Source organism: Citrobacter freundii complex sp. CFNIH2, from assembly GCF_002880615.1.
GTDB classification, from domain to species: Bacteria; Pseudomonadota; Gammaproteobacteria; order Enterobacterales; family Enterobacteriaceae; genus Citrobacter_A; species Citrobacter_A amalonaticus_F.
In genome coordinates this window covers 1,162,786-1,181,160 of sequence record NZ_CP025757.1, presented here as the reverse complement: position 1 = coordinate 1,181,160, position 18,375 = coordinate 1,162,786, and the positions used below count along the sequence as shown (strand labels likewise).

The window sequence follows — 18,375 nt, the reverse complement described above, 5'->3', positions numbered from 1 at the left end:
GCTCCCCCTACTGACAGACACTGGTAAATCGCTGAATGGTGTTTTTGCTGTCGTTATCCGGGTCGGCGTTGTCCAGCGCATAGGGCACCCGGCATTGGGTGCGATCATCATCTCCCCATTTCACGGTGAGCACCCCTTTTGGTTTGCTGACCTTCACATAAATCACGCCCCCTTGCGATACCGCACCAACAGGGTTGTTTTCGTCATCCATAATATCGGCACCAAACGGCAAAGGCTCGCCCTTCCAGGTGGAGACAATCAGCAACGGCGTCCCTGTGTGGGTGTTAAATTTCACCTTCACCACAGAACCCGCGCGTGGCACCACATCCTGCGACGTGTTTTCAAATTCAACCCCGAGGTCTGACCCTTCCGGGTTAATTGCCACGTGGTTTTGCTGATACGGGATCAGTGAAGGTGACAGCGCGTAGCCGGAAGAATCCACCGTTGCGCCGCCATAACCAGCGACTTCAGCGCCTTCAGCCCCTTTGGCTTCAATCAGCGCATAGCTGTCGCTGTTATATGGCGAGAACGTGATTCCCCCTGAGTGCACAACAATCCCACCTGACATGCCGGCTGAAGTGCTGCTGTAACCACTGCCGGTACTGTAACTACCGTTAAGTGTGGCTTTGCTTCCCGCCCAGGAACCGCTGACGCTGCCAGAGCTTCCTGAATAGTTATCGTGTGAACCGCTGACGTTGTAACCATACTGATTGGTATCGCCAAACGAACCAGAAAGGTTAACCTGTTCACCGCGCTGACCATCGCTGTCTTCGTTGTAGCGCATGCTCATATACGGCACCGATCCGCTGTGACCTGGCCACAACGGCATAGAAAGCGTGAGATACCAGCTGGTTTGATCCTGACCGGTTCCCGATTTGTTGCGACTGGCGTTAATGCTGTAGTTCAACCATTTATAGCTATTGGAATAGCCAACCTGGTACTGCGTGTTGTAGCCGTTGCCGCTGTTCCAGTAGTTCTGCATCGAGGAACTGACATAGATATTGCCAAGACCCGCCGGTAATCCCTGATTCAGGCTTACTGAAAACTGGTTCTTAGAACGCCAGACTGAATTCGGATCGTCATCATGATTTACCGCATCGCGCGTCTGTACGGCGGTTTGCAGATCCATATAACCGGAACTGGAATAGCGATATGCCGCGATGGTGATATTACTGTTGGTGACATCAATGAGTTTGCTGTAGCTGACGCGATAGCTCTGCCCAACCAGATCGCCTGTTTCTCCTCCGACGTGGCTCCAGGCCTGTGTCACATCTGCACTGACAGCCCCCGCTTCCGTCCCCACTGCACCACCCGCCAGCACAGCCTGATAATTCTGGCTGTATTGTGCGCCGGTATAAACCGTCAGGATATTAGTGATACCACGCATAAAGGTTACTTCATAAAACAGCGGTTTTTCCGATGTGCTGTAGTCATCCATTTTCCCCACGGTCGCGCTGAATTGCTGAGCGCCAGGACGCAAGGATTGCGCCAGTGAGGAGTACGGGACGGAATACTGTTGCAACGAACCGTCAGCTTCTTCAACGGTAACATCCAGATCGCCGCCGTAGCCCGTTGGGCCCAGATCGTCGATCAGGAAAGCACCAGGCGGAACGGTAGTCTGATACAGAATATTGCCAGACTGGCGCACCGTAACCTTGGCATTGGTTTTGGCCACCCCTCTGATATCTGGAGCATAACCACGTTGGGATGCCGGTAACATGCGATCGTCAGTCGCTAATTGCGCCCCGGTATAGGACACCGTGTTAAACATTTGCCCGGAGGTGTAATACTGCCCGAGATAGAGATGACCACGGACGGCTTCGATATCTCTCTGCACATAGGTATTGTTGCTCTGGTAATGTCCCCCCATATCCTGATCCCAGTTATAGGAACCATTATGTCGGAGGTACCATTTGCCGATATTCAGCCCGGCATTCAGAGAGGAATAGAATGTACGCGATGTATCCATTCCGCTGTAATGTGATTCATAACCATTCATGTAGTAACCCAGCATCAATGCCGGGACGCCGCTGTCCCAGAGTGATGGGTCGATATTACCGCGCGCCGTATGTTGTAAATAGACTTGCGGCACGTCAATATTCAGTTGTTGGCGGTCAGCATCAAACTTAACGGTGGCACCTGGAATTAATTTCGCCAGATCGGTGCATGCAGCAGGTTCAGTGACAATCTTACGCACCGCAAAAGGCAGTTTTTCACCGTTCAGGTTAACTAACTTAATAATATTCGGTGACAGGCAGGGTTCAGTTTTATTTTTAAGTTATTCATTTTCTTTAAATACGACTTCCTGATTGCTAACCATATTCTGATTAACAAGCACATCAATGCGATATTTTCCTGGCAGTACGTTTGAGCCATATACAAAGCGACTTACATCAATCTGGTTCTGCCCTTCCTGGCGTAATAAACTGGCATCAAACTCTGCCACGCTGCTTTCGTTTTCCGATTCCGGCGTGGCAAGTTTTTCTTCTTCGCTGACAGGTGTAACGTCATCCGCATAAGTGATCGTTGAGGCAAACAATGCAAATGTTGAAAAACAGCACAAATGAATGCTGGTCAGAATATATTTTTTTGTGGACACGTCGGCCACCCTGAAATGAAGTTAGCTCTTCGCTTTATGATTAATGAGCGCCCCATAATCATTAATGGTGTCAAATGAAAGCCCATCAATATTACCGCTGTTTTTCAAAGAGAACGTATGTGACTCTCCAGGGCCAATCATCGCCCCTTTTGATTCTGACGTGACACCACTTGCTTTATAGTTAAGGGTGAATATCGTAACGTTATACTTTGAATTGTTTTGCGCCGTGACATTTTGTCCATTCAAACGCCAGTGCAAGTCATCCGGCGCTTTATTACTGTCACCTTCTAAACCTTCCGGGCGATAAAACAGTTTTATTCTGGTACGGAAGACCACATTCAGCTTTTGTTTACTGGCTTCACTGTCTTTATTTTTCGACGGAACTTCCAGTACATTTAGCCAGTATACTGACTCTTTATCCTGCGGCAGCGCAGGCACACCGGTGTAGCTGATACGAATGGTCTGTCCTTTCTCTGGATCAACCCGATTGACCGGCGGTGACAGCACAAAAGGAACCGAGATTTTTTCAGGCGTGGTATTTTCATTGCCCGTATCAATCCAGCTTTGAATCAACACTGACCTTTTATTTTTGTTTGTCAGACTAATAGTAACTTCATTTTTATTTCCCTGATATATCACTCTGGTTCCATTCATTACAATACTGGCATAATCTGGTTGACTGATCATCATGCCAGCACTCAAGAAGAATAATGCCCATACGTTTTTTTTCGTTAACAACTGCATTTAAAGTACCTAAGTTTCAATCAGGGAAATAAGAACATTAATTACAAATTAATCGTAAATTAGTTCATAAGTGACTTTACTCGTTATAGTACCACCTGTGGCACTACCAGCTGCTGAGTAATACTCAACATAAAATGGCATGACTGTCGTAGCAGGATCTTCAGTAACGATATCTATCCATGTCGCTGTATCAGCCTGGGCTGGGTCGTTCACCTTAATAAATTTTTGAGCTGAATCAAGTAATTTCAATTGTACACCTGATGCGGCACCAGTTTCTGCTGTGTTGTTAAGATAGCCCTGGTTGTCGGCATTATTACTCATGAAACTCGCAGAGATTTTTGATTTACCTGATGTACCCAGAACACAATTTTTAGCAACAATAGAGAAACGAGTAGGTACTGCTACCGAATTAGCAGCAGACAAATCTGCTTTTGAAACTTCGTTAAGCGTAATATCGCCTGAACCTGTTGCGGATATCTGTGTCCCTTTGGCATCCTGAAGTGCTACTTCACATGTCGCATCTGTAATTGTACCCGTGAAAGTAATGGTATTCGTAGCATGACTGACACCGCTCATTAATAATGCGGAAGCCAAAACCGAGTATGAGAGATATTTCATAAGTTATTCCTTTAATACATTTCGCGATATAGACAAGCGAATCCAATTCTGAATCTATACCATGTCTTTATTAACGACCATGCACAGCAATGCTTTAATTTTGGTGTTTTAAACAAGCACAAAACGATAAGCACACTCTGCGACTAAAAATATTATATTTTGAGAGAGCGTCAGAACAACGCCCACCTTGTCCAACTTTGGACAAACATATTTTTAATTTCGAAAAATAACCACAACTTCAGGGGCTTCTGTTCGCAACCATTCTCTACTTCAAAAAAAATAAGAATTCATCCCTATATTATTGTTACATCTTAATTAATAAAACCAACAATATTGTTACCAACAGACTACTAAAAAGACGACTTTCAACAGTGATAGCAAAGAACACTTCTGAAACGCGTCCTCGCTCCTGGCTAAAGAAATGCAGGAGTATTCAGATTTTGGGATTCGCGAAGAGGAAATCAATGAGGGCGCCAGCGTCGCTGAAGACAGCAATGTCACTCCTGTCGTTGATAAAGCGCAAGCGCCCTTCATTCACGATGAGCGCCTATTAATAATCATTATAGGCTTCTACCTATTTTAACTGATGAAAGCTTATTTATAATCAAAAGTAAATACGGCTGATGAATGCACTTTACCTGCGCTTACATCCCCACCTTTGTAATAATAATCTGCCTGAAAGCTTAATGACTCTCTCGACTGTGCGCTGCTAATAACCTGCAGCGGATCGCCTATTTTTAATGGTGTGTCATTATAAAGCAGCTGTATCCCGACATTGTCATTCCCTTCCTCTGAATTTTTAAGAACATCATCAAGATTATTGATGGTCTCACCATCAAATTTCACGGTAACTGCGGTTTGTGGATCACAGGTAAAATTAAAGGAAAATGTCTTTTCCACGTCTTTAAACCGACCAGGGCCATTTTTCTTTAACGCAAAGGCATCTACACTGGGTAAAATGACCTGATTAACAAAATCTTCGTCCAGACTGCAGGTATAATTTGGGATTACCAGGTCATTTTTTAACTTAAAAATCCAGGTTATATACCAGGGTTCCCACGTGGCATACGTTCTCATTTGGGTGACCATTCGCATAAGTTCTGTCCCAGCTGGTATTGTTGATTTTTCCCACTTCCCAGAATTAATTAGCTCAACGCCAAGCTTAGCATTAATTGGTAGTTCTATATTACTTCCATCAGGCATATATACACTGCATGCATTATCAGGCCATAAACAAACTGGTTGAGTCCTGTATTTGTTCCCCGACATTGTAATATATGCTGAATAACCTAGGTTAGATAAGACTGGTGAAATAGTTAACTCCGTACTACGCAACGCATCTTGATATTGATTGGTTGGCCCACCGCCACATGTTGCGTAAGAGCTCATATCTGTAATAATAGTATCCACTACCGATTTATCTAATGTCGGAGCATCAACACTGACTGTAAACGTACCTGATTTATTAAATATATTGACTCCATTAAAAGTGCAACTAAAAGCCATAGTTTTACTGCAAAAGAAAATTGCGGAAATCGCTATTAAAACAGTTGATATTTGAATTAGTTTTCTTATCATATGATGAACCTATGAGAGTAATACCTTAACAAAAATATTTATTCTCTATAATTGCGTACATGTTTTATTAAAACGCTGGATGGTATGTTCAGATGGTTGATCCTCACTCTCCGTCAACGCCAGCATATAACTCACCGAGCAAGATGCACTGATGTCGTCCCCCCACTTCACACGCAACGTTCCTTTCTGGTCGGCCACACGGGCATAAATCACACCGCCCTGAGCGACAATACCAACGCTGTGATCGTGTTCATCAAACACATCTGCACCAAACGGCAGCGGTTGTCCGTTCAGTGTTGAGGTAATCAATATCGGCGTACCTCTGTCCGCATTGAACCCCACTTTCACCACCGCACCGTAACGCGGCACTATTTTTTGAGAAGTGCTATCCAGTTCAACATTATGAGAGGTGCCTTTCGGGTCAATGATCACATCACTCATCTGGTAAGGATTCGTTGCGGGTAGTAAGGCATAACCAAAGCGATCGACAGAAATGCCAGGATAGGACGGTATCGTGGCCCCTTCAGCGCCTTTGGCTTCTACCAGCGTAAAAGTGTCGCCGGTATAAGGTGAAGCGGTGATCCCACCAGAATGCGCTACCAGTGAACCAGACATCCCCAGCGATGTACTGTGATAGTCAGCGCCTTTGCTGTAGCTACCGCTGAGTTGCGCAATACCGCCACGATACGAACCACCCACACTGCCGGAGCTTGCGGTATTGCTGTCATGTGAACCACTGACGTTCCAGCTGTACTGGTTTGTTGCGCCAGCACTCCCTGAGATCATTGCCTGTTCGTTTGAACCGCCGCGGGTATCCTGGCTGTAGCTAAGACTCATCTGTGGCACATAATTACTGCTGTGACTTTCCCAAAGCGGGAATGACAGGTTCAGATAGAAACTGGTCTGACTTTCACCCCATGCATCCTGGCTACGGCTGACATTAATGCTGTAGTTAAGTTGTTTATAGCGGTTGGAATAGCCGAACTGATATTGACGATTCAAATTATCCTGATCCCAGTAGTCTTCGAGAGATCCACTGAGATAGATTTGCCCCCACTCTTCCGGCAACCCCTGGCTGATGGTGACGGTAAAGCGGTTCTTTTGGCGCTGAATGGTATTGCGGTCCTCACCATCATGAATCGCCTGAATACTCTCCATCGCAGTCATATAGTCCATATAGCCGCTGCTCGAGAAGCGATAGGCTGCAAGCGTGATATTGCTGTTTGTCTCATTGATCAGCTTGCTGTAGCTCAACTCGTAGCTTTGCCCTGACAGTTTCTCCTGCTGGGGTGATGGCAGTCTGGCTTCAGATTGCGTGACGTCAAAGGCCAGCGCACCTACCGGCAGGCCTAACGCCATACCCAGCTTTATCGCCTGATAATCCTGGTTGGCCTGTACGCCACCATATCCGGTAATCATGTTGGTAAATCCGCGCTGATAAGTTGCTTCAATAAGTGAAGGATCATCAGACACGCTATCGTTGCGTAATTGACCTAAACTGATGCTGTAACGCTGGCTTCCAGGCCGTAACAGTTGTGAAACCGCAGCGTATGGCATGGAAAAATTTTGCTGTGATCCATCGGCTTCCTCAATGGTGACATCGAGATTACCGCCATACCCCGTAGGGTAAAGATCGTTAATAACAAACGCACCAGGAGAAACGGTTGTTTCATAAATGGTCGCGCCCCCCTGCTTAACCGTCACTTTGGCATTGGTTTTCGCCACCCCCCGAATTTCAGGTGCATAACCACGCTGTGATTGCGGCAGCATACGTTCATCACTGGCCACCTGAAGCCCTGTGATCGGAACCGTATCGAAAAGTTGCCCGCTGGTATAAGACTGCCCTGCCAACATTCGTCCTGATATCTGCGGCAAATCGTGCTGGAGAAAGGTGTTGAGAACGGTATACCGTCCTCCGGTTCCCTCCGCCCAGTTATAAGAGCCATTGTGCCGGAGATACCAGGAGCCGATATTCAGTCCGCTGTTAATGGATGAGTAGTATGTTTTTGATTCATAACCACTGCTTTGCGATTGGTAGGCATTCATGTTATAGCTCAGCATCAACGCCGGAATGCCGCTGTCCCACATCGAAGACGGTACAGACCCTCTTGGCAGGTTATTAATCATAATTTGCGGAACAGAGATATTGAGTTGCTGAGCCTGATTATCGAATTCCAGCGTGGCTTCAGGGACAATTTTTTTCATGTCGATGCATTGCGCATCAGCCGTTAACGTATCCCACTGGTTAAAACTAATCTGCTCTTTTTTAAAATCGATCAGATTCAAAACCGTAACGGGAATGCAGGGAGTGACTTTTTTACTGTCTGTCGCTTTAAACTCAATTTCAGCCACAGTCAGAAGGTGTTTATTAAGAGTAACCCCTACTTTATAAATGCCTGGCAAAACATTGGTACCGGAGGCAAAACGACTGAGGTCGACTTTCTGTCCGGCAGGTAGTTTTACAAAAGTCGATTCGAATTCAATATCTTCGCCTTCAGAAGGTACCGATGTATCATTAGTTGTTGCCGCCACGGAGTATTGCACAACAATGATATTGAAAGTCAGAAAAAACAAAAAAGAGAAAAATAGAGTCATACTATTTACCACCAGAGGCAGAGCACAAGACTACTGAATCTTTTTATGCTTAACGACAGCACCATAGTCATTCAACGTCGTATAGCTGATCGCATGAATATCATTGACGACACTGACATTTTTGAAATGGATAGTATCTGTATCACCCGGCGCAATCATGTCCCCATCGACGACATACTTCTGTCCGTTTGCCGAATAGGTGACAGAACCTAATGTGATATAATAAGCAGAGGTATTTTTGACTGTAACGCCACCATTGTTGATTCTCCACTCCAGTTTTTCAGGTGCGTCATCAGCGTTTCCAGGTAAATTTTGCGGACGATAAAAAAGTTTAACGCGAGTCCGAAAAGCGATACTGAGATGGTTAGGGTCTGCCTTATTTTTCGACTTTGCCGGAATCTCCAGTACGTTCAGATAGAAGATGGATTCTTTGTTGGAGGGAATCGCTTTTCCGTCAACCAAACTAATTCTCAATGTCTGCCCTTTCCCGGCATCTACGCGAGTAATCGGTGGCGTCAAAATGAATGGGGAGATGACTTTATCCGGTGTATCAGATGGATTGCCTTTATCAATCCAGCTTTGTGCCAACACAGGCATTGCACCTGTATTTTTCATATTAACGGTCACTTCTCTTTGCTCAGATGAATAGATAACACGAGTACCATTCAAAACAATTCCGGCACAAGAAAGAGTGCTATAACACCCTGTTATTATCCATGAAAACGTAATAATAAAGAGCCTCGGAGAAAATCTTGGCGGGATCATAGAAGCTAACATTCTATTATAACACTCTGGTTGAATTTATTTATACATTAGTGAATAGACAACCGTTCCTTCAACGGTACCACCTGCGAGCGTGCCATCTGCATCTTTGTAATATTCAACGGAATACGGCAAAGTTCCGCCACCTGCGTCCGGTATAATGAATTGACCGTCATTTTTTTGACCGGCGTCACCTACGTTAATAACGTTTGCACTGGAATCCAATAATTGTAGACTCACTCCAGTGGCGGTACCTGTATTAATTAGCCGTCCGGTAGTGGTGTCTACATTAGCGCCTGATTCAAAAAATGCACCAACCTGGGTATCTGGCGCCGTAATTGTACATCCCGTCAATACCAGATTAAATTCAGTACGACCTGATGTGGTTGCCGTTGTAAAATCTGACACTGACGATTCAGGCATGTTTACTATTCCATTACCATCCGCGCCTTTGCCGTCAATAGCGACGGAGCAGGTTGATGCAGTAATAGAGCCTTTAAACTCAATTGTCCCCGTCGACGCTGCATTAGAAACCCCGACAGCCGCGAAACATGCTGAGGCAATCAGCCCTATTCTGAACAGCTTAGAAATTTTCATCTTATTAGTCCTTATATAAAATAACATTTCTATCGTTTACATGTAATTTATATCGAATTCTTCTTTTTGAAATTTATGACAAAAGACAATGGATTTATCTGATAGATACATCCATATACACAGGCAACTCGCTAAATAAACGGTTCGTCTGGCAATACTCATTGACGTAGTCTTCGCACTTGCTAATATTATATTTTGAAGTAGCATCAGAACAACGCTCACCTTGTCCAACTTTGGACTCACCTACTTTCGATTTTCAGAGAACAATTACAAGTTCATGTATTTTCAGTTCGCAATCACTTTCCACTTCAGAAAAATAAGAATTCATCAAGAGTAATTTTGTTATATTTTAATTAATACAATTAACAATTTCATTACTATAAATAGACGAGACATGTGAATGACACTGTTCACCTCCTTTAGACTCCTCGCATAAGTGCCCTTCTCCCACCACATCATGAGGAAATGCGTGGTCTCCCGCAGAAATACGGGGTAACGAGTGATGAGGTTGGATCAGTTCGGTGGACAGTCACTGTTATAATGCCGCCTTTCTTCTCTGGTACCGGGCGTCGTGATTCCCGGGGCTTTGTAAAAACAACGTGACAATTCACGCACAGAGTGGGCTATAATTTCGTTTTGCTCTCTATTCGATTCTGGCTTCATGGCTGTAATCGCATGAATACAAAGCTAAAACAAGCAATAACATAAGGATTTAAGCTATGGGTTTTCTTTCCGGTAAGCGTATTCTGGTAACCGGTCTTGCCAGCAAACTGTCCATCGCCTACGGTATCGCTCAGGCGATGCACCGCGAAGGCGCGGAACTGGCATTCACCTACCAGAACGACAAACTGAAAGGCCGCGTGGAAGAATTTGCTGCTCAACTGGGTTCAAACATCGTTCTGCAATGCGATGTCGCAGAAGACGAAAGCATCGACACCATGTTCGCAGAGCTGGCCAAAGCCTGGCCGAAATTTGACGGTTTCGTTCACTCGATCGGTTTTGCCCCTGGCGATCAGCTGGACGGCGACTACGTGAACGCGGTCACCCGCGAAGGCTTTAAAATCGCTCACGACATCAGCTCCTACAGCTTTGTGGCAATGGCGAAAGCCTGCCGTTCTATGCTGAATCCGGGTTCTGCCCTGCTGACGCTCTCCTACCTGGGTGCTGAGCGCGCGATCCCGAACTACAACGTAATGGGTCTGGCAAAAGCGTCTCTGGAAGCGAACGTTCGTTATATGGCGAACGCGATGGGTCCAGAAGGCGTACGTGTTAACGCCATCTCTGCGGGTCCGATCCGTACTCTGGCGGCGTCCGGTATCAAAGATTTCCGTAAAATGCTGGCACATTGCGAAGCGGTGACCCCGATTCGTCGTACCGTGACTATCGAAGATGTGGGCAACTCAGCCGCCTTCCTGTGCTCCGATCTGTCCGGCGGTATCTCTGGTGAAGTGGTTCACGTTGACGGCGGCTTCAGCATCGCTGCAATGAACGAACTGGAACTGAAATAATCGTTCCGACTTCCCCCGTGGGCGGCGCCCTGCCGCCCATGCTCTAAAGCCTTCCTCCGCAATATAGCTTTTTGATCTTTGTTATCACGCAACAATCTTTCATCCCTTCCCCCGCTTACGCCAGGATAAAGCAGCGAAAACGATCCGGCGTGATTCGACGACGACGTGTCCGGGTCGCCACATACAGACCAAGGAACGCCCATGGAACAACGCCGACTCAACGGCAAAAGCCACTGGTATCATGAAACCCAGTCCAGCACCGGCCCGCAGGACGTGTTGCCGCTGGTGCCCGAAGCCGCACACGTTGATGATCGCTTTCTGTTGGATTTGGTGATCCCTGAAGACACGCTTTTACCCTTTCAGTCCTGGCTGCAACCGGCCCGCCAGCTTGCTCACGAACTGTTCCCTGACACCGTTTTATTGAACCGCCTGCATACCTTTAGCGCCTACGAGCGCATGAGTACCGCGTTAACGGTCGCCCAGGTGTATGGCGTACAGCGGCTTTGCAACCACTATGCCGCCCGTTTGACGCCGCTTCCCGGCCCGGATTCGTCACGTGAGAGTAATCACCGGCTGGCGCAGATTACTCAGTACGCGCGCCAGCTTGCCAGTTCACCCTCGGTGATTGATAACCGCGCGCGCCAGCATTTATGCGACGTTGGCCTCTCCGCCTGGGATATTGCATTGATGAACCAAATCATTGGCTATATCGGTTTTCAGGCGCGTGTCGTCGCTACGTTTCAGGCATGGCTGGGGCAACCGGTACGCTGGGTGCCGGGTCTGGACACGCAATCATTCGCCGACGTATCTCTGTTCCAGCAACCCGATGCCGTCTGGCATTCAGCACACGAACAGGTCGAACTGCGCTATGCAACGGCAGAACAGTTAGAGTGTTTGTCGTGTTATCAGCCGATCGCCGCCCTTCAGCCCATCGCCCCTAATCTGGTTCACCAACCGACGCTGCTTACTCTGCTCGGTACCCTGCTGAAAAGCACATTGACCATTGAGTCCCCCGCGCATGATTTCACCACGCTGCTGACATCGCGAATTAACGGCAGTGCAAGCTGCTTTAACCAACAGGTGACGTCACCGGAAATCGCCGACTTACTGCGCCAGAGCGAACACGAAATAGAACGTCGGGAACGACAGCAGCCGGTTGAGCGTCCGCTGTTCCAGGCGATACAATTGTTGACGCGCGCACCTGACCGTTTCAGTGCCGCGCAGTTCAATCCGTTCAGCGAGTCCTGTGCCTCCGTTGAACAGGCAATCAACCTGCTGGTCTGGTCGGGGTTATGCGGATGGCTGAATCGTCTGAAAATCGCGCTGGGTGAGACACATTAACCCTTTCATTGTCATAAAGAGCGCTTGCCGCATCAGGTACTTTCGCGTAAAACTGTCAGCCGCTCTTATGGCCACGAAAATAGACAAATATGTTTCAGGACAACCCGCTGCTAGCGCAGCTTAAACAGCAACTGCATTCCCAGACGCCACGTGCTGAAGGGGTGGTAAAAGCCACGGAAAAAGGCTTTGGCTTCCTGGAAGTCGATGCGCAAAAAAGTTATTTCATTCCACCACCGCAGATGAAAAAAGTGATGCATGGCGACCGTATCATCGCCGTCATTCACACTGAAAAAGATCGTGAATCTGCGGAGCCGGAAGAGCTGGTTGAGCCGTTCCTGACCCGCTTTGTCGGTAAAGTGCAGGGTAAGAACGATCGCCTGTCCATCGTGCCGGATCATCCGCTGTTGAAAGACGCCATTCCCTGCCGCGCCGCACGCGGGGTGGAGCATGAATTTAAAGAGGGTGATTGGGCCGTTGCTGAAATGCGCCGTCATCCGCTTAAAGGCGATCGCACCTTCTACGCCGAATTAACCCAGTTCATCACGTTCGCTGACGACCACTTCGTACCGTGGTGGGTCACCCTGGCGCGGCATAATCTTGAAAAAGAAGCGCCGGACGGCGTAGCGACGGAAATGCTGGATGAAGGACTGGAACGTCAGGATCTGACGGCGCTGAATTTCGTCACTATCGACAGCGCCAGCACGGAAGATATGGACGATGCGCTGTATGCCGAAGAACTGGCTGACGGCAAACTGCAACTGACTGTGGCGATTGCCGATCCTACCGCCTGGATCGCCGAAGGCAGCAAACTGGATAACGCCGCGAAAATCCGGGCGTTCACCAACTATCTGCCGGGCTTCAACATTCCCATGTTGCCACGCGAACTGTCTGACGACCTCTGCTCACTGCGTGCCAATGAAGTGCGCCCGGTGCTCGCCTGTCGCATGACCATTGCCGCTGATGGCACCATTGAAGATGACATCACGTTCTTCGCCGCCACCATTGAGTCAAAAGCAAAACTGGCTTATGACAACGTCTCTGACTGGCTGGAAAACAGCGGTAGCTGGCAGCCTGAAAGTGAAGAAATTGCCCGGCAGATTCGTCTGCTGCAGCGTATCTGCCTGAGCCGCGGCGAGTGGCGTCATCAGCATGCGCTGGTGTTTAAAGATCGCCCTGACTACCGCTTCATTCTCGGCGAAAAAGGCGAAGTGCTCGATATCGTCGCAGAACCGCGTCGCATCGCGAACCGGATTGTCGAAGAGTGCATGATTGCGGCCAACATCTGCGCCGCACGCGTGCTGCGCGACAAACTCGGCTTTGGCATTTACAACGTTCATCTGGGCTTTGACCCGGCCAATGCCGATGCGCTGGCCGCGCTGCTGCAATCCCACGGAATGCATGTGAACGCCGAAGAGGTACTGACTCTGGAAGGCTTCTGCAAGCTGCGTCGTGAACTGGATGCGCAACCGTCGGGCTTCCTCGACAGCCGTATTCGTCGCTTCCAGTCCTTTGCGGAAATCAGCATTGAGCCGGGTCCGCACTTCGGGCTGGGTCTCGAGGCTTACGCCACCTGGACTTCACCGATTCGTAAGTATGGCGATATGATCAACCATCGCCTGCTGAAAGCGGTCATCAAAGGTGAAAGCATTGACCGTCCGCAGGAAGAGATCACCGTGCAGATGGCTGAGCGCCGTCGCCTGAACCGCATGGCGGAACGCGATGTTGGCGACTGGTTATATGCCCGTTTCCTGAGTGATAAAGCCGGCACGGATACCCGCTTCGCGGCGGAAATCATCGATGTCAGCCGTGGCGGGATGCGTGTACGTCTGGTGGATAACGGCGCGGTTGCCTTTATCCCTGCGCCATTCCTGCATGCGGTGCGCGATGAACTGGTTTGTAGCCAGGAGAGCGGCACCATCCAGATCAAAGGTGAAACCGTCTATAAAGTGACGGATGTGATTGATGTCACCATCGCCGAAGTGCGGATGGAAACCCGCAGCATCATCGCCCGTCCTGCCGCCTGACGACCTGCCCTGTAACGGCCTTTTCTTTTAAGGAAAGGCCGTTTTCTTTCCCCCAAATCGCCATTCTCTCACTACACTCTGACTGTCAGCCGGATATATTTTCAACAGCGCCTATGCTTTTTCCCGGATCTGAATTACAAATAAATACATAAACAAAACAAGATGTTCAGCTACCGTAATTGTTAATTAACGCTGGCTAATCCCTTCCATTAAGGGTTTTCGCGCTTTAAACGGGAGGGTGTTCATTATGAAAGACATTCTGGAGTCCGCAACGTTGTATAGCTTTTTGGGTACTCACACGCCTTACTGGCGTTTGTCAGAAGATTCCAACACCCTGCATTTGTCCGTCACCGAAGCGACCGACCGAGCGGAGCGCGTTGAGCTTGCGCCCGAGCAAGCCGAACGGATCCGCGAAATGACCGTCATCACCTCCAGTGTGATGATGACGCTCCCCTTTGACGACAACGATGTCCCGGTGCATCTGGTGGGCCGCAAAATTAACAAACATGAATGGGCTGGCAGCGCCTCGGCGTGGCACGACACCCCTTCCGTGGCGCGTGATCTGGTCAAGGGGCTGTCGTTTGCTGAGCAGGTGGTGACTGAAGCCAACTCTGCGATTGTGATCCTCGACAGTCGGGGCAACATTCAACGCTTCAACCGCCTGTGTGAAGAGTACACCGGGTTGAAAGAGCAGGAAGTGATTGGGCAGAGCGTGTTCAAACTCTTCATGAGCCGCCGGGAAGCCGCCGCCTCGCGTCGCAACATCAGCGGTTTCTTTCGCAACGGCAATTCGTATGAAGTGGAACGCTGGGTAAAGACCCGCAAGGGACAGCGTCTGTTCCTGTTCCGCAATAAGTTTGTCCACAGCGGCAGCGGTAAAAACGAAATCTACCTGATCTGTTCCGGTACGGACATTACTGAAGAACGACGTGCTCAAGAGCGGTTGCGCGTACTGGCGAATACCGACACCATTACCGGGTTGCCAAACCGCAACGCGATCCATGAACTGATCAATGAGGCCATCGAACAGGCTGGCGACAGTCAGGTGGGCATTGTTTATCTCGACCTGGATAACTTCAAAAAAGTGAACGATGCCTATGGTCATATGTTTGGCGATCAGCTTTTGCAGGCGGTGTCGTTAGCGCTCCTGAGCTGTCTGGAAGAGAATCAATTGCTGGCGCGACTGGGTGGTGATGAGTTTATTGTGCTGGCCAGTCAGACCTCCCAGAGCTCGCTTGAGGCGGTCGCCTCGCGGATCCTCACCCGACTACGCCAGCCCTTCCGCATCGGCCTGATAGAAGTTTATACCGGCTGTTCTGTCGGTATCGCAATGGCGCCTCAGCACGGTGAGGATAGCGGGAACCTGATCCGCAATGCCGATACCGCAATGTATACCGCCAAAGAAGGCGGACGCGGGCAGTTCTGCGTCTTCTCGCCGGAGATGAACGATCGGGTATTCGAATACCTGTGGCTGGATACCAACCTGCGCAAAGCACTGGAAAACGATCAGTTGCTGATTCACTATCAGCCGAAAGTCACCTGGCGGGGTGAAGTCCGCAGCCTTGAGGCGCTGGTGCGCTGGCAATCCCCTGAACGTGGGCTTATCCCTCCGCTGGAGTTCATCTCATACGCCGAGGAGTCCGGGCTGATTGTACCGCTCGGGCGCTGGGTGATCCTCGACGTGGTGCGCCAGGTCGCGAAATGGCGTGATAAAGGCATCAACCTGCGGGTAGCGGTTAACATCTCTGCCCGGCAGTTGGCCGACCAGACAATTTTCACCGATCTGAAGCGCGTCCTGCACGAGCTCAATTTTGAATATTGCCCTATCGATGTCGAACTGACGGAAAGTTGCCTGATCGAGAACGAAGCGCTCGCGCTGTCCGTCATTCAACAGTTTAGCCAGCTTGGCGCCCAGGTTCACCTGGATGACTTTGGCACCGGTTATTCCTCGCTCTCGCAACTGACCCGTTTCCCGATCGATGCCATCAAGCTGGACCAGATTTTCGTCCGCGACATTCACAAAAAATCGGTGTCGCAATCGATGGTGCGTGCAATCGTCGCCGTGGCGCAGGCGCTGAATCTGCAGGTGATCGCCGAAGGCGTGGAGAGCAGCAAAGAGGATGCTTTTCTGACGAAAAATGGTGTTAATGAGCGACAGGGATTTTTATTCGCCAAACCGATGCCTGCCGCTGCGTTTGAGCGCTGGTACCGACGTTATCTCAACAAGAAAAAGCGCTAAGCCGGCAACATGATCATCCGGGCGGAACGGAAAGTTTCGCTTTTCGCCCTATTCATATCTGTATGTAATCGCGGAATATATAATATTCCCCAAAGGTACAGAGCTGGCTGATTTTTCCCTTCTCTTTTGCCGTCAATTTTTGCATCATTAAATTCTTTCATACTTTGACCAAGGATCCCCCCATGTCTGATATCGATGCTAAACGGGTTGCCGAGCGTATTGATACCGTGCTTGATATCCTGGTGGCCGGTGATGTCCACTCCGCCATCCATAATCTCGAAATTCTGAAAGCGGAATTGTTGAGTAAGGTGCAGGATGACGCCATATCATCGGCGAACAAGCCCCGGGCGCCGTGGGAGATCTAAATTTTTCGCGCGCGGTTTGCCGGTTTGTGTCACCTGAATGCCCCACCGCCGCATGTGTTTAATCTCGCGGTATCATTACCGCTATAAAAACTAACGCTATGAACTCCCGACAACAAAAAATTTTGCAAATGGTCATTGATAAAGGCCAGATGAGCGTCTCTGAACTGGCCAAAATCACTGGCGTTTCCGAAGTCACCATTCGACAGGATCTGAATACCCTCGAGAAGCAGAGCTTTCTGCGCCGCGCGCACGGTTTCGCCGTTTCGCTGGATAGCGAAGATGTGGAAACCAGGATGATGACCAACTACACCCTGAAGCGTCAGCTTGCTGAGTTCGCGGCGTCGCTGGTCAGCCCTGGCGAGTCGGTGTTCATTGAAAATGGCAGTAGCAATGCCCTGTTGGCAAGAACGCTGGCGGAACAAAAAGACGTCACCATCATCACGGTCAGCAGTTACATTGCGCATCTGCTGAAAGAGACGCCCTGCGAAGTGATCCTGCTCGGCGGTATTTATCAGAAAAAAAGCGAAAGCATGGTGGGACCGCTGACCCGCCAGTTTATCCAGCAGGTCCATTTCAGTAAGGCGTTTATTGGCATTGATGGCTGGCAGACCGAAACCGGCTTCACTGGTCGCGACATGATGCGGGCTGATGTGGTTAATGCCGTGCTGGAGAAAGGATCGGAAGCCATTGTCCTGACTGACAGTTCTAAATTCGGCGCGGTCCACCCCTACACCCTTGGCCCTATCGAACGGTTCAGTCGTGTGATCACCGATGCCAGAATCAGCGCCAGCGACCGCGCGCTGATGGAACAGCGCGGGCTGACCGTTAATATCGTCGACGCTGAGTAAAATATCCGCAAATGATTTGCTCATCGCAGATCATTTGCGCTCTGAGACTATTCTGACTTCTGAATTAAGACTATTTACCTGTTGTTCACAGGCGAAAGTCGTAAAATTAATATTAGCGATATAACAGGAAGTGACTATCACCTGCGTGATATTACCCTGCGCACTAAGGTTTCACGGATGCCCTCTTTAATGGCCGATATTTTAACTATAGTTAAAGAGAGCTTACTTTCGTGAATCGTTAATTCAGGAGAAAGTATTATGTTTGTAACGAGCAAAAAAATGACCGCCGCCGTGCTGGCGATTGCCCTGGCAATGTCTCTGAGCGCCTGTTCTAACTGGTCTAAACGTGACCGTAACACCGCTATTGGTGCGGGTGCTGGTGCATTAGGTGGTGCTGTCTTAACGGATGGTAGCACACTGGGTACGCTGGGTGGTGCCGCTGTCGGTGGTATTATCGGCCACCAGGTAGGTAAATAATCGTAAATAATCTACGGTTGTCCGGCTCGATATAATAATACGATTATTTTTTTCTGGTCTGCACTACACAGTTTATTTAG

The 18,375-nt window shown here is 48.9% G+C and carries 15 protein-coding genes and 1 pseudogene; 8 read left to right on the top strand and 8 right to left on the bottom strand.

Going from position 1 to position 18,375, the window contains the following annotated elements:
• Nucleotides 1–7: 7 nt before the first annotated feature.
• The 4 genes and pseudogenes from WM46_RS06020 to WM46_RS06005 all read right to left on the bottom strand — a co-directional run bounded on the left by WM46_RS06020 (nucleotide 8) and on the right by WM46_RS06005 (nucleotide 3,961).
• Nucleotides 8–1,969 carry a fimbria/pilus outer membrane usher protein gene (locus tag WM46_RS06020; protein ID WP_262360490.1) on the bottom strand — a complete coding sequence of 654 codons (1,962 nt, stop codon included), beginning with the start codon at nucleotides 1,967–1,969 and terminating at the stop codon, nucleotides 8–10.
• Between the two features lie 36 nt (nucleotides 1,970–2,005).
• A pseudogene (locus WM46_RS26595) lies at nucleotides 2,006–2,446 on the bottom strand (FimD/PapC N-terminal domain-containing protein); the annotation flags it as partial.
• 174 nt (nucleotides 2,447–2,620) lie between these two features.
• Nucleotides 2,621–3,343 carry a fimbria/pilus periplasmic chaperone gene (locus WM46_RS06010; RefSeq protein WP_102601714.1) on the bottom strand — a complete coding sequence of 241 codons (723 nt, stop codon included), beginning with the start codon at nucleotides 3,341–3,343 and terminating at the stop codon, nucleotides 2,621–2,623.
• Nucleotides 3,344–3,391: 48 nt separating this feature from the next.
• Nucleotides 3,392–3,961, bottom strand: coding sequence for a fimbrial protein (locus tag WM46_RS06005; RefSeq protein ID WP_102601713.1), 570 nt, complete (start codon nucleotides 3,959–3,961; stop codon nucleotides 3,392–3,394).
• A 421-nt stretch (nucleotides 3,962–4,382) separates the two neighbouring features.
• Here WM46_RS06005 and WM46_RS26320 point away from each other — a divergent pair, with 421 nt between their 5' ends.
• The gene (locus tag WM46_RS26320; RefSeq protein WP_187394453.1) at nucleotides 4,383–4,544 is read left to right on the top strand and encodes a hypothetical protein; all 162 of its coding nucleotides are present in this window, start codon (nucleotides 4,383–4,385) and stop codon (nucleotides 4,542–4,544) included.
• An 11-nt stretch (nucleotides 4,545–4,555) separates the two neighbouring features.
• On the opposite strand, the gene WM46_RS06000 is transcribed toward WM46_RS26320, so the two are convergent.
• The 4 genes from WM46_RS06000 to WM46_RS05985 form a co-directional block, all read right to left on the bottom strand.
• Nucleotides 4,556–5,539 (bottom strand): fimbrial protein, encoded by a 984-nt coding sequence (locus WM46_RS06000; protein WP_102601712.1) that lies wholly within the window; start codon nucleotides 5,537–5,539, stop codon nucleotides 4,556–4,558.
• Nucleotides 5,540–5,584: 45 nt separating this feature from the next.
• Nucleotides 5,585–8,071 carry a fimbria/pilus outer membrane usher protein gene (locus WM46_RS05995; RefSeq protein ID WP_187394452.1) on the bottom strand — a complete coding sequence of 829 codons (2,487 nt, stop codon included), beginning with the start codon at nucleotides 8,069–8,071 and terminating at the stop codon, nucleotides 5,585–5,587.
• Nucleotides 8,072–8,164: 93 nt separating this feature from the next.
• Nucleotides 8,165–8,803, bottom strand: coding sequence for a molecular chaperone (locus WM46_RS05990; RefSeq protein ID WP_187394451.1), 639 nt, complete (start codon nucleotides 8,801–8,803; stop codon nucleotides 8,165–8,167).
• A gap of 132 nt (nucleotides 8,804–8,935) precedes the next feature.
• Complete coding sequence (locus WM46_RS05985; protein ID WP_102601710.1) at nucleotides 8,936–9,493, bottom strand: fimbrial protein; 558 nt, start codon at nucleotides 9,491–9,493, stop codon at nucleotides 8,936–8,938.
• Between the two features lie 719 nt (nucleotides 9,494–10,212).
• On the opposite strand from WM46_RS05985, the gene fabI reads away from it, so the two are divergent.
• The 7 genes from fabI to osmB all read left to right on the top strand — a co-directional run bounded on the left by fabI (nucleotide 10,213) and on the right by osmB (nucleotide 18,295).
• Nucleotides 10,213–11,001, top strand: a complete 789-nt coding sequence (gene fabI, locus WM46_RS05980; protein ID WP_046481005.1) for an enoyl-ACP reductase FabI — start codon at nucleotides 10,213–10,215, stop codon at nucleotides 10,999–11,001.
• Nucleotides 11,002–11,202: 201 nt separating this feature from the next.
• The gene (locus WM46_RS05975) at nucleotides 11,203–12,342 is read left to right on the top strand and encodes a carboxymuconolactone decarboxylase family protein (protein ID WP_102601709.1); all 1,140 of its coding nucleotides are present in this window, start codon (nucleotides 11,203–11,205) and stop codon (nucleotides 12,340–12,342) included.
• A gap of 89 nt (nucleotides 12,343–12,431) precedes the next feature.
• Entirely contained in the window at nucleotides 12,432–14,366 is a 1,935-nt protein-coding gene (locus WM46_RS05970) for an exoribonuclease II (RefSeq protein ID WP_102601708.1), read from the top strand.
• Nucleotides 14,367–14,613: 247 nt separating this feature from the next.
• Nucleotides 14,614–16,605 carry a cyclic di-GMP phosphodiesterase gene (gene pdeR / locus WM46_RS05965; protein WP_061077663.1) on the top strand — a complete coding sequence of 664 codons (1,992 nt, stop codon included), beginning with the start codon at nucleotides 14,614–14,616 and terminating at the stop codon, nucleotides 16,603–16,605.
• 182 nt (nucleotides 16,606–16,787) lie between these two features.
• A complete protein-coding gene (locus WM46_RS05960; protein WP_044327771.1) occupies nucleotides 16,788–16,970 on the top strand; it encodes a hypothetical protein in 183 nt (60 codons plus the stop codon).
• Between the two features lie 98 nt (nucleotides 16,971–17,068).
• Complete coding sequence (locus WM46_RS05955; protein ID WP_043000543.1) at nucleotides 17,069–17,818, top strand: DNA-binding transcriptional regulator YciT; 750 nt, start codon at nucleotides 17,069–17,071, stop codon at nucleotides 17,816–17,818.
• A 258-nt stretch (nucleotides 17,819–18,076) separates the two neighbouring features.
• On the top strand, nucleotides 18,077–18,295 hold the full coding sequence (gene osmB / locus WM46_RS05950) for an osmotically-inducible lipoprotein OsmB (protein WP_042318738.1): 219 nt from the start codon (nucleotides 18,077–18,079) through the stop codon (nucleotides 18,293–18,295).
• The last annotated feature ends 80 nt before the right edge of the window (nucleotides 18,296–18,375 follow it).

Bases quoted from the DNA above. Each gene is read 5' to 3' on its own strand.
- WM46_RS06020 (WP_262360490.1), bottom strand. From the start codon at position 1,969: ATGGATACATCGCGTACATTCTATTCCTCTCTGAATGCCGGGCTGAAT.
- WM46_RS06010 (WP_102601714.1), bottom strand. From the start codon at position 3,343: ATGCAGTTGTTAACGAAAAAAAACGTATGGGCATTATTCTTCTTGAGT.
- WM46_RS06005 (WP_102601713.1), bottom strand. From the start codon at position 3,961: ATGAAATATCTCTCATACTCGGTTTTGGCTTCCGCATTATTAATGAGC.
- WM46_RS26320 (WP_187394453.1), top strand. From the start codon at position 4,383: ATGCAGGAGTATTCAGATTTTGGGATTCGCGAAGAGGAAATCAATGAG.
- WM46_RS06000 (WP_102601712.1), bottom strand. From the start codon at position 5,539: ATGATAAGAAAACTAATTCAAATATCAACTGTTTTAATAGCGATTTCC.
- WM46_RS05985 (WP_102601710.1), bottom strand. From the start codon at position 9,493: ATGAAAATTTCTAAGCTGTTCAGAATAGGGCTGATTGCCTCAGCATGT.
- fabI (WP_046481005.1), top strand. From the start codon at position 10,213: ATGGGTTTTCTTTCCGGTAAGCGTATTCTGGTAACCGGTCTTGCCAGC.
- WM46_RS05975 (WP_102601709.1), top strand. From the start codon at position 11,203: ATGGAACAACGCCGACTCAACGGCAAAAGCCACTGGTATCATGAAACC.
- WM46_RS05970 (WP_102601708.1), top strand. From the start codon at position 12,432: ATGTTTCAGGACAACCCGCTGCTAGCGCAGCTTAAACAGCAACTGCAT.
- pdeR (WP_061077663.1), top strand. From the start codon at position 14,614: ATGAAAGACATTCTGGAGTCCGCAACGTTGTATAGCTTTTTGGGTACT.
- WM46_RS05960 (WP_044327771.1), top strand. From the start codon at position 16,788: ATGTCTGATATCGATGCTAAACGGGTTGCCGAGCGTATTGATACCGTG.
- WM46_RS05955 (WP_043000543.1), top strand. From the start codon at position 17,069: ATGAACTCCCGACAACAAAAAATTTTGCAAATGGTCATTGATAAAGGC.
- osmB (WP_042318738.1), top strand. From the start codon at position 18,077: ATGTTTGTAACGAGCAAAAAAATGACCGCCGCCGTGCTGGCGATTGCC.